Source organism: Thioalkalivibrio sp., assembly GCF_041685615.1.
GTDB lineage: Bacteria > Pseudomonadota > Gammaproteobacteria > Ectothiorhodospirales > Ectothiorhodospiraceae > Thioalkalivibrio.
Genome location: NZ_JAWLFK010000003.1, coordinates 59,479 through 73,847 on the forward strand (window position 1 = coordinate 59,479; position 14,369 = coordinate 73,847).

Annotated in this window: 11 protein-coding genes; 5 read left to right on the forward strand and 6 right to left on the reverse strand. The window is 67.9% G+C overall.

The features are described from left to right. Nucleotides 1-16 precede the first annotated feature (16 nt). The 4 genes from ACESLR_RS01145 to ACESLR_RS01160 all read right to left on the reverse strand — a co-directional run bounded on the left by ACESLR_RS01145 (nt 17) and on the right by ACESLR_RS01160 (nt 7,522). Nucleotides 17-997, reverse strand: coding sequence for a M14 family metallopeptidase (locus ACESLR_RS01145; RefSeq protein WP_373024280.1), 981 nt, complete (start codon nt 995-997; stop codon nt 17-19). An 86-nt stretch (nt 998-1,083) separates the two neighbouring features. Continuing rightward, nucleotides 1,084-4,989 carry an EAL domain-containing protein gene (locus tag ACESLR_RS01150; protein ID WP_373024281.1) on the reverse strand — a complete coding sequence of 1,302 codons (3,906 nt, stop codon included), beginning with the start codon at nt 4,987-4,989 and terminating at the stop codon, nt 1,084-1,086. A gap of 14 nt (nt 4,990-5,003) precedes the next feature. Then, entirely contained in the window at nt 5,004-5,438 is a 435-nt protein-coding gene (locus ACESLR_RS01155) for a response regulator (protein WP_373024282.1), read from the reverse strand. Then, the gene (locus tag ACESLR_RS01160; RefSeq protein ID WP_373024309.1) at nt 5,435-7,522 is read right to left on the reverse strand and encodes a PAS domain S-box protein; all 2,088 of its coding nucleotides are present in this window, start codon (nt 7,520-7,522) and stop codon (nt 5,435-5,437) included. Before ACESLR_RS01160 ends, ACESLR_RS01155 begins: the two co-directional genes overlap by 4 nt. A 263-nt stretch (nt 7,523-7,785) precedes the next feature. Here ACESLR_RS01160 and hisI point away from each other — a divergent pair, with 263 nt between their 5' ends. From hisI to ACESLR_RS01185, 5 genes are all read left to right on the forward strand, one after another. Further along, nucleotides 7,786-8,226, forward strand: a complete 441-nt coding sequence (gene hisI, locus ACESLR_RS01165; protein ID WP_373024283.1) for a phosphoribosyl-AMP cyclohydrolase — start codon at nt 7,786-7,788, stop codon at nt 8,224-8,226. Then, the gene (cysS, locus tag ACESLR_RS01170; protein WP_373024284.1) at nt 8,223-9,635 is read left to right on the forward strand and encodes a cysteine--tRNA ligase; all 1,413 of its coding nucleotides are present in this window, start codon (nt 8,223-8,225) and stop codon (nt 9,633-9,635) included. Before hisI ends, cysS begins: the two co-directional genes overlap by 4 nt. A gap of 11 nt (nt 9,636-9,646) precedes the next feature. Next, nucleotides 9,647-10,300 carry a DUF1007 family protein gene (locus ACESLR_RS01175; RefSeq protein WP_373024285.1) on the forward strand — a complete coding sequence of 218 codons (654 nt, stop codon included), beginning with the start codon at nt 9,647-9,649 and terminating at the stop codon, nt 10,298-10,300. Nucleotides 10,301-10,350: 50 nt separating this feature from the next. Beyond that, nucleotides 10,351-11,451, forward strand: a complete 1,101-nt coding sequence (locus ACESLR_RS01180) for a nickel/cobalt transporter (RefSeq protein ID WP_373024286.1) — start codon at nt 10,351-10,353, stop codon at nt 11,449-11,451. Between the two features lie 90 nt (nt 11,452-11,541). After that, nucleotides 11,542-13,344 carry an AMP-dependent synthetase/ligase gene (locus ACESLR_RS01185; RefSeq protein WP_373024287.1) on the forward strand — a complete coding sequence of 601 codons (1,803 nt, stop codon included), beginning with the start codon at nt 11,542-11,544 and terminating at the stop codon, nt 13,342-13,344. Between the two features lie 269 nt (nt 13,345-13,613). On the opposite strand, the gene dsrE2 is transcribed toward ACESLR_RS01185, so the two are convergent. Together dsrE2 and ACESLR_RS01195 are read right to left on the reverse strand one after the other, a co-directional pair. Then, nucleotides 13,614-14,084, reverse strand: coding sequence for a sulfur carrier protein DsrE2 (gene dsrE2, locus ACESLR_RS01190; protein ID WP_373024288.1), 471 nt, complete (start codon nt 14,082-14,084; stop codon nt 13,614-13,616). 100 nt (nt 14,085-14,184) lie between these two features. Further along, complete coding sequence (locus ACESLR_RS01195; RefSeq protein WP_373024289.1) at nt 14,185-14,331, reverse strand: hypothetical protein; 147 nt, start codon at nt 14,329-14,331, stop codon at nt 14,185-14,187. Between the last annotated feature and the right edge of the window lie 38 nt (nt 14,332-14,369).

Genomic DNA, 14,369 nt, shown 5'->3' on the forward strand with positions numbered 1-14,369 from the left:
CGGGCGAACCGATGGGTCAGATCACGCGGCGGTCACTGAACTCGGCGCGGTAGAACCACTCGTTGCCCGGCAGCGCATTCGGGTTGGGGAACACGATAAAGCCGGGCTCCGGGGCCCGCACCTCGGTCCCGTCGGCGCGGACGCCGATCAGGTCGCCCGCCTGGAGCGGGTCGAAGCTCTGCCACTCGCGGGCCAAGCGGTCGTCCGGATGATCCCGGTCGATGACCTCCACCAGACGCAGCACTTCCGGGTCGTCCTGGCCCGGGGTGGCAGGGGCCTCCAGCATGCCCAGGTGCGCCAGCGTATTGATGATCGCGTTGTAGGCCACCACCGGGGCCTGCGGGTCGTCGTGCTGGCCGCATTCCAGGGTCACGCCGTAGCCACCCTGGCTGCGCATGTATTCGGTGGTGCCAATCCCGTAGCTGGGATCGGTGCTGAGGATCTGTGCCCGCTGGCTGGCGTTCGGGTTCTTCATCCGCTGCGCGACGCCACGGGCGTAGGTATCCAGCCAGCCCTCGACCATGCGCCGCGGTCCCAGGCAGGCCGCCAGGGTCTCTTCCTCGCGCGCCTGCGAAAAACCCTCCAGGTCGCCATCGTTGTTGCGCGGACCCAGCATGATGAACGGCTGCCCCCCGGTGTGAAACGAATGCAGGTCCAGCAGCACGTCGTGCGCCGCCAGCAAGGGGCACAGCACGTTCGCGATGCGGTCCTCGAAGTCCTGCGGCGCATCGGTCACGCGCAGGTTGCGGTTCAGGTTACGCTCGCCCATGCGCTGCCCCAGGTCATAGGCGAGCGGGTTGGTCCGCGGCACCAGTGTCAGCCTGCCCCGAAGCAGGTCGCGTTCGCAGGCCTCCAGTTCGGCATGGACCCGTTCGGCGGCCTGCGTGCCACAGGTCTCGTTGCCGTGCACCGCACCCAGCACGATCAGCCGGGGCCCCGGTTCCAGCCCGTGAAAGGTGATCGAACGCAGCGCAGTGGGACGGGACGAATCGGACATCGGGGCAGCTCCGGGCTGGGGGGGTGGCTGAAAGGACGCGAACCAAGGCTACCGGAGCGCCCCGGGCAACGCCACGGGGCGCGGGGTCAGACCGGCGTCAGTGCGCCGTGCCGCGTCATCCAGTCTTCCAGCGCCCCGAGCGCCAGCGGTCGGCTGTAGAAATAGCCCTGGCCCAGGGCACAACCGCGCTCCCGCAGGAAGGCCGCCTGCTCGGCGATCTCCACGCCCTCGGCAATCACCTGCATGTTCAGGTTGCGTCCCATGGCGATGATGGTGGCGGCGATCTCGCGGTCGGCGCTCTCGCTGGCCACCCCATCGACGAAGCTGCGATCGATCTTCAGCACATCCAGTGGGTACGTCCGCAGGGCCGCCAGCGAGGAATATCCGGTACCGAAGTCGTCGATCGCCAGGCGCACGCCCTGCTCCTTCAGGGCCGCCAGCCGCGCGATGGCCAGTTCGCCCTGCTGCATGATCGCGGTCTCGGTGATCTCCAGTTCGAGCTGTGCGGCGGGGAACCCGGTCAACGCCAGGATCTCCGCCACGCGATTCACGAAGTCGCCGCGCTGCAGCTGGACCGGCGAAAGATTGACCGCCACACTGAAGTCCCCGGCGCCGCGATCCAGCAACCCCCGCCCGGCGTCACAGGCCTCGCGCAGTACCCACTCGCCCAGCGCAACGATCAGCCCGGTGTCCTCGGCAATCGGGATGAAACGATCCGGGGGAATCATCTCTCCGTCCTCGGTCTGCCACCGCAGCAACGCCTCCATCCCGAAGGGCCGACCGTCCTCCAGCGCGACCTGCGGCTGGAAGTGCAGACACAGCTCGCCACTTTCGGTCTCCACCGCATGCCGCAGGCGGTTCTCGAGTTCGAGGCGCTCGTCGGCCGCACGGGTGAGGGCCTGGGTGTAGACGCTCCAGGTCTGGCGGCCGGAGGCCTTGGCCTGGTACATCGCCGCATCCGCGTGCTGGATCAGCGCGGTGACCGAATCTCCGTGCTCGGGATAGAGGCTGATACCGATACTGCCGTTGAGGTACACCCGGCGCCCGTCCTCCAGCGCGAGCGGCCGCTCCAGGCTTGCCAGCAGGTCGCCAGCGCAACGGGCCACGACCTCGTCGCTGGCCGGATTCTCCGCCACAACCAGGAACTCGTCGCCGCCCAGGCGCCCCAGGGCATGGGCAGGGCCGACCACCTCGCGCAGGCGCCGGGCCACCTCCACCAGCACCTGGTCCCCTACCGGGTGACCCATGGAGTCGTTGACATTCTTGAAGCGGTCCAGGTCGAGGCTCAGCACCGCGATGCGATAGCCGTCTGTCCGCGCCCGCTCCAGTGCCTGCCCCAGCATCGCCTGCAGCTGACTGCGATTGGGCAGATCGGTCAGGGCATCGTGTTGCGCCAGGTACTGCAGCTCATCCTCCGACCGGCGCAGCTCCGACATGTCGGTCAGTACGCCGGCGTAATGCAGCGCCTGGTCCTGCTCGTCGTAGACGGTATTGAGGCTCAGCCACTGCGGGGCCACTTCGCCATTGCGCCGTCGATTCCAGATCTCTCCCTGCCAGTGCCCCTCTCGCTGGAGGCTGTCCCACATGCGCTTGAAGAAGCCGGCATCGTGCCGCCCGGACTGCAGGAAACTCGGGTTGCGCCCCATCGCTTCGACCTCGGAGAAGCCGGTGATATCGGCGAAAGCCGGGTTGACCGCAACGATCCGCGGAGTCAGGTCGGTGATAATGATTCCGTCCCGGGTACTCTCGAAGACCGCGGCCATGCGCCGCAGGCCCAGCAAGGCCTGCCGCCGCTCCAGTGCCGCGCCCAGGCTCGACGCCACAATGCGCGCCAGGCTCTGGTCTGCATCGGTCCAGCGCTGCGCGCGCCGCACCCGGTCCAGGGCGAGGAAGCCACGGTACTCGCCTTCCACATACAGCGGGACCAGCAGTGCCGCCTGGCACTGGGCCGCCTCCATGACCTCGCGTTCGGGATCCGGCAGGTCACGGGTCAGCACATCCACCGCCCCGCCGTCCTGCAGGATCGCGTGCCAGCGCGGCAGCAGCGATTCAAGGCTCAGGTTGCGCAGCGACGGCGGCCGAATCGCGTAATCCGTGTCCGTGCGTACCCAGTAGTAGCGGTGAACGTCCAGGGCCTCGCGGACGTCATGGTCCAGCTCGGCCACCAGCACATAGGCGCGGTCGGCATGCGTCTCCTGCCCCAGTTCGGCCAGCAGGCGATGGATCACGCTCGCGGGGTTGTCCTCGCGCAACAGCTCGACGGTGAGCTCCGCCGCGGTGCGCAATGCCCGTTCGCGTTCGGCCAGGGCCTGCGAGGCGCGCAGCTTCTGCACGGCCAGCCCGGCGATCTGGGTGAATTCCTCGATCAGCACGCGCTCGCCGGCATAGGGCGCCCGCGCGGCAACAACATAGATCCCCAGGGTGCCGAGCACACTGCCGTCGGCGTCGCGGAAGGGGAACGACCAGCAGGCGTGGAATCCCGCCGCGTGGGTGAGATCGCAGAAACCGGCCCAGTTGGGATGGGACCCGCAATCCTCGACGATGACCGGCTCGCCGGTCCAGGCAGCCTCGCCGCAGGAACCCATGCCCTGCCCGGCGCGTATCCGGCGCGTGGCACTGCGCAGCGGGTCCGGCACGCGGGGGGCCGTCACCGCGTGCAGCTCCTGGCTGCCGCTATCCAGCAGCATCAGGCAACCGTGCAGGTCGGGGGCCAGCGATTCCAGCCCCCTGACGACATCCTCCAGCAGACGCGGATCGCGCTCGCCGGTGGCCAGACGCGCGAGCACGTTCGCGCGCACCTCCTGAATGCGCTGATCCAGGACCCGGCGGGTCACATCCACCAGGCTTCCGGACAACCCCTGTGCCCGCCCCGCGGCATCCAGATTGATCTGGCCCCGAAGTTCCAGCCAGCATAGCGAACCGTCCGCCGCGCGCAGCCGGATCTCGGTCTCCAGCCGACCGTCGTCGGCCTCCGCGGCACGGGCCAGCAGTCGCGCCGCCGTCCCGCGATCCTCCAGTGGCATGAAGGACAGCATCTCCTCGCCGATCGCGGCCTCCACCGAGTGCCCGGTGATGGCCGTCCAGGCGGGGTTGAGGAAACGCCAGCATCCCGCGGCATCGGTCTCGAAGACGATGTCGCCGGCACGCTCGATCACCTCGCGGTAGCGGCGTTCCGAGGCTGCCAGCGCGGCGCGCTCCCGTCGCAGACCCGCCCGCGCGTGCACCTGGTCCAGCAGTACCGGGAGCATCTTCAGGTAGCCGTCACGCTTGACCGCGTAGTCCTCCACGCCCATGCGCAGGGCGCGCGCAGCCAGATCCTCGGTGCCCTGCCCGGTCACCAGGACCGTCGGCAGGTCCAGGCCGCGCTCCTCGCGCACCAGACGCGCCAGCTCCAGGCCGTCGATCCCCGGCAACCGGTAATCCACCAGCAGCAGATCAAAGCCCGGGTCGGCGCCGGCCTTCTGCGGCAGCGCCGCCAGAGCCTCCTCCGCCGTGTGTACCGCTTGCAAGTGGATGTGCGGGGCAGCATGTGCGAGTTCGCGCCGGGTCAGGCCGATGTCGAATTCGTTGTGCTCGGCATACAGGACCCGCAGTGGCTCGTGGGCATCGTCCACGCGCAGTTCGCGCCGGGCACGGGCATCCACGACGCGTCCCGGCAGACGGTCCAGGTAATCGTCGGACTTGGTCAGGTAGTCGTCGGCCCCGGCGCGGAACGCCGCGACCACCGTCTCCTGTTCACCGTGCCCGGTCAGCACCAGGACGGCTTCGCCGCGCCCGGCCGCATGCAATTCGCCAATCAGATCGAGACCGCTGCCATCCGGCAGCCGCAGGTCCTCCACCACGCAGTCAAAGGCCTCGTTCCCGGCCAGCGCGTCCCGCGCCTCGGCCAGTGATGCCGCGAGGCGCACGTCGGCATCCGGCACCTGCCGCTCCAGGACCCGACGCTGCAGGTCGGCATCCGCCAGATTGTCTTCGACGAGGAGGATTCGCATGGGCTTCGCCGGATTCAGCCCGGCGGCTGATTAAGGAGGCACCAGTAGAGCTCCACCTGCTCGGCCACTTCGACGAACTTGGCGAAATCCACCGGCTTGACGATGTAGGAATTCGCACCGCAATCGTAGGCGGTCGCGATGTCGCGGTCCTCGCTGGAGGAGGTCAGCATGACCACCGGGATACGGCGGAAGCGCTCGTGGTTGCGGATGCGCCGTAACACCTCCAGCCCGTCGACCTTGGGCAGCTTGATGTCCAGCAGGATCACCGCCGGCGGCGCCCGTTCACCCCGCTCCCAGCGCTCGAGAAACTCCAGCGCCTCCACCCCGTCGCGCGCGATTTCCAGCGGATTGGTGAGATTGCGCCGCTCGAAGGCGCGGCGCATCAGGTCGATATCCACGGGGTTGTCCTCGACCACCAGGATGGAGGGCTGGCGCGTGGCCGAACTCATCGAGGGAACTCCACCTCGAAGCTGGCGCCCGCGCCCGGTGTGCCCTCCGCGTGGATCTCGCCGCCCAGACGGTTGACCGCCCGGCGCACCAGGGCCAGGCCGACGCCGGTCCCGGGATAGGCCTCGGCGCGATTCAGGCGCTGGAAGATATCGAAGATGCGGTCCTGAAACGCCATGTCGAAGCCGATCCCGTTATCCCGTATCAAGATTCCGAGCGTAGCACTGCGGGATTCCGCCTGCACCATCACTTGGGGTGTTTCACGCTCGGCGCTGAATTTGAATGCATTTTCGAGAAGGTTGCGCAGGATCAGGGCGACCCCGTCGGGGTCGCTGTAGAATACCAGAGCGGGATCGACCTCCAGCGTGACCTCGGCACGTTCGCGCAGGGCCGGATCCACCGATTCCAGTACCTCCTCCACCAGTGCCCGGACCCGGACCTCGCGCTCCTCCAGCGGTCGGCGTTCCATGCGCGAATAGGCGAGCAGGTCCGAGATCAACTCGTTCATCTGCGCCACGCCCTGACGGATGTTGCGGACGAAGGTGCGCCCCTCGCCCTCCAGTTGCTCGCCGTAGTCCGCCTCCAGCAACTGGCTGTACCCCTCGATTCCGCGCAGCGGAGCCTTCAGGTCGTGGGACACGGCGTAGGAGAAGGATTCCAGTTCCTGGTTCAAGGCCTGCAGGGCTGCCGTGCGCTCGGCCACCCGCTGCTCCAGCGTGGCGTTCAGGTCGCGCAGTTCCAGCTCGCGGCGCTTGAGTTCGGTCACCTCGAGAACCGTGCCCTGCACGTAGTGCATGCCGTCGGCGCGTTCCATCGGCGCCTCCATGGTGATGCTGAACCAGGCATCCGCGCGGACCTCCGGGCGGGCCTTCAGCAACAGACGGCGCGGCCCGGGCTCACCGTCCGCAAGCAGCGCCTCCATCGCCGCGGAGAAGCTCGCGCCGTCCTCGGAGTCGAGATCGAAGAAATTGCGGGCGAAGGATTCCAGTGTCGGCGTGCCGTACCGGGCGTCACAATCCAGCAGGCCATAGAGGCGGTCCGACCACCACATCTCCCGGGTCTCCAGCAGATACTCCCAGCTGCCCAGTCCCGCGTGGCGTTCCGCCTGGCTCAGGCGGTCCACCTGGCGCGCCAGCGCGGCCTCCGCCTGCTTGCGCGCCTCGATGTTGCGCAGGGTCACCAGCAGCAGCCGCTCTCCGGCGATCTCGGTGGCCTGCAGGTTGGCCTCCACCCAGAAGCCGTGGCCGTCCCGGTGGCGCGCCCGCCACTCGAACACCAGCTGTTCGCCGCGCCGGGCGCGCTCCATCAGTGCCTTCTGGCGCTGCACGTCATACCCGCTTTCGTCTGCGCTCAGGTCATCAACGCTGCAGTCCAGCAGCTCCGCCCGGCTGTATCCGTACATCTGCTCGGCAGCGGCGTTCACCCCGATCAGGGCTTCGGTATCCAAGTCCTGCAGCAGGATCGCCTCCTGCACGTTGTCGAAGATCGCGCGGAAGCGGGTCTCCGAGTCGCGCAGGTCCTGCTCGGCGCGCAGGCGTTCGGTCACGTCCAGCAGCAGGCCGTGGATGCAGGTCACCCGGCCGGCCTCGTCGCGGGTGAACCAGGTCCGATCCTCCACCCAGATCCAGCTGCCTGCGCCACTGCGCAGGCGATAGATCTGGGTGTAACGATCCGGGCCGTGGTCGATGTGCGCGGCCACATCGGTCACGATGCGGTCGATGTCGTCGGGATGAATCAGGTCGGCGTAATGCAGCTCGCCGCGCAGCAGGGCATGGCGGTCGATCTCCCAGCGCGCGATGTTGGGCGAGACAAAGGTCACCGGCCACCCGGGCGTGGTCGCCCATTCGATCGCGACGACCGGGGAGCGCTCGACAATTCCGGTGAGGCGGCGTGCCTCGCGCGAGGCGCGGTCGCGCGCCCGCAGCGGGTAGAAGACCAGCAGAAACAGCCCGACGGCGGTCAAGGCCACGTAGCCCCAGCCCTTGAGGGTCTGCAACTGGGCCACCAGGGCCGCGTCCTCGACCATCAGCAGCAGGGCGCGGTCGGACAGACCGATCCACGCCAGGCCGAAGACCAGGTACACCACGGCGATAATCGCCGCCGTGCGCCCGGCGCTGGGCTTCCCGACCCTCTTCCCGTCTTTCTCCATCAAGCCCCCCGGCTGTTGTGGAGACGCGTCCGGCCTTCCCTGCAAACGCCTGTCCTGTCTCGAGCATCGACCACCCGGCGCCGGGGTGCAAGCGCTGCCGGACGGCAACCGGATGACCCAGGGTGCGTGGGGCCGGTCGCGGGCTTCGGGGCGCCATTCGAAAATGCTATTCTTCGCCGCTCCCGCAAGCGGACGCAGCGATGTTCAAGCAACTCGAAGGCGAACCCCGTGGCGAGCGCCACCCCACCCCCGACGTCCTGGAGCGCCTGAAGCTCAACGCCGACGGTCTGATCCCCGCGATCGCCCAGCAGCACGACACCGGCGAAGTGCTGATGCTGGCGTGGATGAACCGCGAGGCCCTGGACGAGACCCTGGCCACCGGTCGCGTGTGCTACTACTCGCGCTCGCGCCAGGCCCTGTGGCGCAAGGGCGACCAATCCGGGCAGGTGCAGCACCTGCATTCCCTGCACCTGGATTGCGACGGCGACACCCTCCTGCTGAAGGTCGACCAGACCGGTCCGGCCTGCCACACCGGGCGGCGCAGCTGCTTCTACCTGCAGGTCGACAATGACGCCGTCGTGGTCACCAGCGACCCCGAGATCGCCCCCGAGACGCTGTACGGCAAGGACACCGGCCAATGAGCGCGTCCCGGACCCTCACCCTGCACAACACCCTGGGCGGGCGCGACGAACCCTTCGTGCCCCAGGACCCGGAGCGGGTGACGCTCTACGTCTGCGGCCCCACCGTGTACAACCGCGTGCATATCGGCAACGGCCGGCCGGTGGTCGTCTTCGACGTGCTGTTTCGTGTGCTGCGCGAGCTCTACGGCCCGGACCACGTGGTCTACGCCCGCAACATCACCGACGTCGACGACAAGATCAACAAGGCCGCCGCCGACAACGGCGAGCCCATCGCGGCGCTCACCGAACGCTTCACCCGGGCCTTCCACGAGGACATCGCGGAACTGGGCACGCTGGAACCCACCCTGGAGCCACGCGCGACCGAACACATCCAGCCCATGATCGAACTGATCGAACGGCTGATCGAACGCGGCCATGCCTACGTCGCCGATGATCACGTGCTCTTCGACGTGACCTCCTACCCGGAATACGGCGCCCTGTCCGGGCGCTCGCTGGAGGACATGCAGGCCGGCGCCCGGGTCGAGGTCGCCGAATACAAGCGCCACGCTGGCGACTTCGTGTTGTGGAAACCGGCCGCCGCCGGCGAGCCAGGCTGGGAGAGCCCCTGGGGCACGGGCCGCCCCGGCTGGCACCTGGAGTGCACGGCGATGATCCGCAGCCACCTGGGCCCGATGATCGACATCCATGGCGGCGGCCACGACCTGGTCTTCCCGCACCACGAGAACGAGATTGCCCAGGGCTGCGCGGCCGAGGGCTGCCAGGAGCATGGCACCCACTACGCCCGCTACTGGGTGCACAACGGGCACCTGACCATCGACGGCGAGAAGATGTCCAAGTCGCTGGGCAACTTTCAGCTGCTGCACGACCTGCTGCGGCACTACCCCGGCGAGGTCCTGCGCCTGGCGCTGCTGTCGCGTCACTACCGCGCCCCGCTGAACTTCTCGGAAGAGACCCTGGCCCAGGCACGCAACAGCCTGAACGGCCTGTACCGCGTGCTACGCGACGCCGCCGATATCGAACCAGACCCGCTTGTTGCCGCCGCCGAGACCCCGGTGTTCGCAGCGCTGCTGGACGACCTGAACACCCCGGCCGCGATCACCGCGCTGCACCGCATGAGCGATGCCCTGGCGACGGCCACGGACAATGCCCAGCGCGCGCGGCGCAAGGGCGAGCTCCTGTCCGGGGCCGGCCTGCTGGGCCTGCTGCAGCAGGACCCGGCTGCGTGGTTCCAGGGCGATGCCGGCGACCACGAGCTGGCGGCCTGGGTGGAGGAACGCATCGTGGCGCGCCAGGCCGCGCGCAAGGACCGCGACTTCGCCACCGCCGATGCCATTCGCGACGAACTGACGGCCAACGGCATCGAGCTCGAGGACACCCCGGACGGCACGCGCTGGCAGCGCGCGACCTGAAACCCGTGCCCATGCGTTCCTGGCTCGTGCTCGTGCTTGGCCTGTTCCTGCCGGCCGCCGCACTCGCCCATCCGCATGCCTGGATCGACCTGCGCGTGGGCCTGGTCTTCAACGACGCCGGCGAATTGATCCGAATGAACCAGTCCTGGCGGATCGACCCGACCTACAGCCACATGCTGCTGGAGGACCTGACCGGCCAGCTCGACGGGGACACCGACATCGACAGGGCCCTGGAACACGCCGCCGAACGCATGCGGGAGAACCTGGCCGGGCACGACTACTTCACCGAACTGAGTCTGGGCGACCGGGACCTGGACGTCCCGCCGGCGGAAAACGCCCGCCTGACCCTGGAAGAGCGCCGCCTGCACCTGCGCTTCGAGATCCCGCTGGCCGATCACGACATTATGGCCGGCGATGCCTTCACCTACCGGGTGTACGACCCCGAGTACTGGATCGAGATCCTGCATGACCCGGATGACATCATCTTCGTCGAGAACCGCCCCGGCTGCGAGGTGACGATCACCCAACCCCGCCCGGACCCGCAGTTGACCCGCTACGCCGCCACCCTGGAACGCCAGGACCGCAGCCCGGTGGACCAACTCGGGCGCCATTTCGCGGAGACGGCCACGCTGGAATGTGACCCGGGGGAAGACACACCGCGATGACCGGACATCCTGTACACCACCCCGCACGCCGCGTGTTATACGGTAACGTCATGTGCCACACGATTTGCCGATTCCCGCGCCTCCCTCGTCCGGGCCTTCAGGGCCTGCTGGTACTGCTCCTGTTGTTCGGCGGTTTCGGGCTCGCGCAGGCCGAGGCCGCGCATCCGCTCGGTGCCCCCACCGAGGCACCGGACGAACGCGCAGCACCCGCCCCTTCGGCCAGCCTCGACGCACCCGCCCCGCGGGCCGAGCCGCCGGGTCCGCTGGAACGCCTGACCGGCTGGATGCTCCAGACCCAGCGCCAGCTCCACCGCAGCCTTACCGAAGGCCTGCACGCCCTGCGCGACGGCCCCACGGCCCACACCGCCGGCGCCCTGATCCTGGTCAGCTTCCTCTACGGGATTTTTCACGCTGCCGGCCCGGGCCACGGGAAGGCCGTGATCAGCGCCTACCTGCTGACCCAGCCGCAGAACCTGCGCCGCGGCATCCTGCTGTCCACCGTCTCCGCGCTGGCGCAGGGGTTCACCGCGATCGTTCTGATCGGTGTCCTGATCGGGCTTTTCGGCTGGCTGGCCCGGGATACCCTGGGACAGGTCCGGACGCTGGAGATCGCCAGCTTCGCCCTGGTCGCGCTGCTCGGATTGTGGCTGATGGCCCGCGCCCTGCGCCACGCCTGGCGGCTGCAGCGTGCACACCATGGTGCGCACTCCCGCACGGATGACCACGGCCACGAACACACACACGGACACGCACGTCACGCCCTCTGTGGCTGCGACACGCCCCACCACGTGGACCCCGACCACCGCGGAACCTGGTGGGGCACTGTACTGGCCGTCGGCATCCGCCCCTGTTCCGGGGCCGTGCTGATCATGGCGGTCTCCGCCGCCCTGGGTCTTGCCTGGGCGGGCGTGGCGGCGGTGCTGGCGATGTCCCTGGGCACCGCCGCGACCGTCTCGGTGCTGGCCACCCTCGCCGTCTCCGCACGCGACTGGACGCGGCGCTGGCTGGGGCCCACGCGCATGGGCCGGCTCACCTACATCGGGCCGGCCCTGGGCCTGGCCGGCGGTGGCGTGATCGCTCTGATCGGCCTCAGCCTGGTACTCGGCGCGATCGCCTACCAGCCCGTGTCCCATCCGCTGGGGGTTCGCTGACCCTCGCGGGGCCGCGCCACATGGCAGGCTTGCCCCGGTTGCGCGCGTCCTCTAACGTCCGGGACAACCGAACTCCGCGCGCGAGGCCCCATGTCGTCGACCACTATCACCCCGGAGCAGGCCCCCACCCTGCCGGCGCTGTTTCGTACCCGCGTATCCATGAGCCCTGATGCTCCGGCCTATCGCCACTTCAGCGCCTCCGACGGGGCGTGGAAGCAGACCTCTTGGAGCGACATGGCTGCAATGGTCGACCGCTGGCAGGCGGCACTGGCGCGCGAGGGCTTCAAGCCCGCCGAACGCGTCGCTCTGATGCTCGGCAACTCCCGGGAGTGGGTCGCCTTCGACCAGGCCGCGACCGAGCTGGGGCTGATCACCGTCCCGCTGTACACCGACGACCGCCCCGACAACGTGGCCTATATCATCGGCCAGACCCAGGCGCGCCTGCTTCTTCTGGGCGAGAGCGTGCACAACCGGCGCCTCTCCGAGCATTTCGAGAACATGCCCTCGCTCAAGCGCATCGTCTGCCTGGGCCACACCGACGGCGAGCCGGCCGACGAGCGGGTCACGGACGTCGGCACCTGGCTGGAGCGCGGCGATCCCGACCGGATACATCGCCCGGACCTCGACCCGCTGGCGCTGGCAACCATCGTGTTTACCTCCGGGACCACCGGTCGTCCCAAGGGCGTGATGCTTTCGCACCGCAACATTCTCGACAACGCCTGCGCCTCCTCCACCGCCGGACCACTGTCGGATACCGACCGCTTCCTGTCCTTCCTGCCCTTGTCGCACATGCTGGAACGGACCGGCGGCTATTACATGCCCATGCTGATCGGCGCGGAGGTCGCCTTCGCGCGCTCCATTCAGGGGTTGGGCGAGGACCTGCTATCCGTCCAGCCGACCGTGCTGATCTCGGTCCCGCGCATCTACGAACGGGTGCATGGCCGGATTCAGGCAGGTCTTAAAAAGAAATCCGCGCTCGGCCGCGGCCTGTTCAAGGCGACCGTGGCCATCGGCTGGCGCCGCTTCGAATACCAGCAGGGGCGCGCGTCCTGGTCCCCCGCCTTCCTGCTGTGGCCACTGCTGGAGCGCATCGTCGCGCGCAGGGTTCTGGATCGGCTGGGCGGCAAGCTGAGCTTCGCCGTCTGCGGAGGCGCCGCATTGCCGCCCCCGATCGCGCGCTTCTTCATCGGCCTGGGTCTGCCAGTGCTGCACGGTTATGGCATGACCGAATCCAGCCCGGTGGTCAGCGTGAACACCCCGGACGACAACCTGCCCGCCTCCATCGGCAAACCGCTGCCCGGGATCGAGGTAAAGATCGGCGAGATGGACGAACTCCTCACCCGGTCCTCCAGCGTGATGCTCGGCTACTGGAAGAACGAGGAGGCGACCGCGAGCACGATCGACGAGGATCAATGGCTGCATAGTGGCGATCAGGCGCAAATCGACCAGGATGGGCACATCTTCATCACAGGACGCCTGAAGGACATCCTCGTGCTGACCAACGGCGAGAAGGTCCCGCCGGCGGACATGGAGATGGCCATCGCCCTGGATGCCCTGTTCGACCAGGTGATGGTGGTGGGCGACGGCCACGCCTTCCTGAGCGCCCTGGTCGTCCCCGAGCCCGAGGCCTGGACCACGTTCGCCGAGGACCACGATCTTGACCCCGGCACCGCCGGACGCCTGCCACGGGCCGCCGAACGGGCCCTGCTGCAACGGATGCAGTACCAGCTGCGCGACTTTCCCGGCTACGCCAGGATCCGCCACCTGCACGTGGTGCACGAACCGTGGTCGGTGGACAACGGCATGCTGACCCCGACCATGAAGCTCAAGCGCCCGGTCATCGCCAAGCACTACGCCGAGGCCATCGAGGCCATGTACGCCGGCCACGACTAATCCCTCGCCCTCTTTAACAAAGCAGGTCAAAAGCGATTCACAGGAAGGCTGGAAGATCGGAAGGGTTCAAGGATAAAGGGCGATAGCGAATGCTCACACGTTACCCCATCGCCACACCACGGCACGGCGCATCCTCAATCCCAATAAATCTTCCAACCTTCCCATCTTCCTGTTAATCGCTCTTGACTTACCGACACACCCCGAAAACAAAAAAGGCCCCGCAGCGCAACGCCCCGGGGCCCTGAGGGCGCGCCTGGCGCGCCGCCGGTTCAGATGAACAGGCAGATGTCGGACTCGCCGGCGAACTCGAAGAACGCGGCAGCCCCGGCGTATTCCACGCCATCGATGAATTCGCTTGTGTCCATGTCGAACAGGTCCACCGTCATCTGGCAGGCGATCATGCGCACCTCGGCCTCCAGACACAGCTCGCGCAGGTCACTCAGATCGGAGACACCCTTCGCCGCCATCTTCTTCTTCATCATCACGGTCATCATCTTCTGCATGCCCGGCAGGGCCTGCAGCATCACCGGCATGGGCATCGGCATCGGCATGCCCGGGTTGCCCAGCGAGGTCACCTGCAGGTCCAGCTTCTTGCGCAGCAGCTGCAGGCCGTAAAAGGTAAAGAACACCTCGCAGTCGTAGCCCAGGGCCGCCGCCGTGGAAGCCAGGATGAACGGGGGATAGCCCCAGTCCAGGCTGCCCTTGGTGGCAATGATGGCCATTTTCTTTTGATCACTCATTTCTACTCTCTCCTCCAGTGGTGAGGGAGCCGGACCCGCCACAGCCCCCTGCGCGCGGTCCCTCCCTGGTTGATTAAAAGCCCGTGGGTTGGTCGTCGGCTTACTGACCCGTTGTCTGGCGCCCCCTGCGCCAGTCGCGGATCAGTGCACAGCCCGCACATACCCCCAGCGCCGCCATGCTGGCCCACACCGAGATTGGGACCAGGATCATCGCCAACGCAAACATGAGCCATGCCAGTATGGTCATCGTGCTCCTCCTGCACAACATCTACGGCTAATATAGCC

Coding starts and splice junctions, on each gene's coding strand:
- ACESLR_RS01145 (WP_373024280.1), bottom strand. CDS start 997: ATGTCCGATTCGTCCCGTCCCACTGCGCTGCGTTCGATCACCTTTCAC.
- ACESLR_RS01150 (WP_373024281.1), bottom strand. CDS start 4,989: ATGCGAATCCTCCTCGTCGAAGACAATCTGGCGGATGCCGACCTGCAG.
- ACESLR_RS01155 (WP_373024282.1), bottom strand. CDS start 5,438: ATGAGTTCGGCCACGCGCCAGCCCTCCATCCTGGTGGTCGAGGACAAC.
- hisI (WP_373024283.1), top strand. CDS start 7,786: ATGTTCAAGCAACTCGAAGGCGAACCCCGTGGCGAGCGCCACCCCACC.
- cysS (WP_373024284.1), top strand. CDS start 8,223: ATGAGCGCGTCCCGGACCCTCACCCTGCACAACACCCTGGGCGGGCGC.
- ACESLR_RS01175 (WP_373024285.1), top strand. CDS start 9,647: ATGCGTTCCTGGCTCGTGCTCGTGCTTGGCCTGTTCCTGCCGGCCGCC.
- ACESLR_RS01180 (WP_373024286.1), top strand. CDS start 10,351: ATGTGCCACACGATTTGCCGATTCCCGCGCCTCCCTCGTCCGGGCCTT.
- ACESLR_RS01185 (WP_373024287.1), top strand. CDS start 11,542: ATGTCGTCGACCACTATCACCCCGGAGCAGGCCCCCACCCTGCCGGCG.
- dsrE2 (WP_373024288.1), bottom strand. CDS start 14,084: ATGAGTGATCAAAAGAAAATGGCCATCATTGCCACCAAGGGCAGCCTG.
- ACESLR_RS01195 (WP_373024289.1), bottom strand. CDS start 14,331: ATGACCATACTGGCATGGCTCATGTTTGCGTTGGCGATGATCCTGGTC.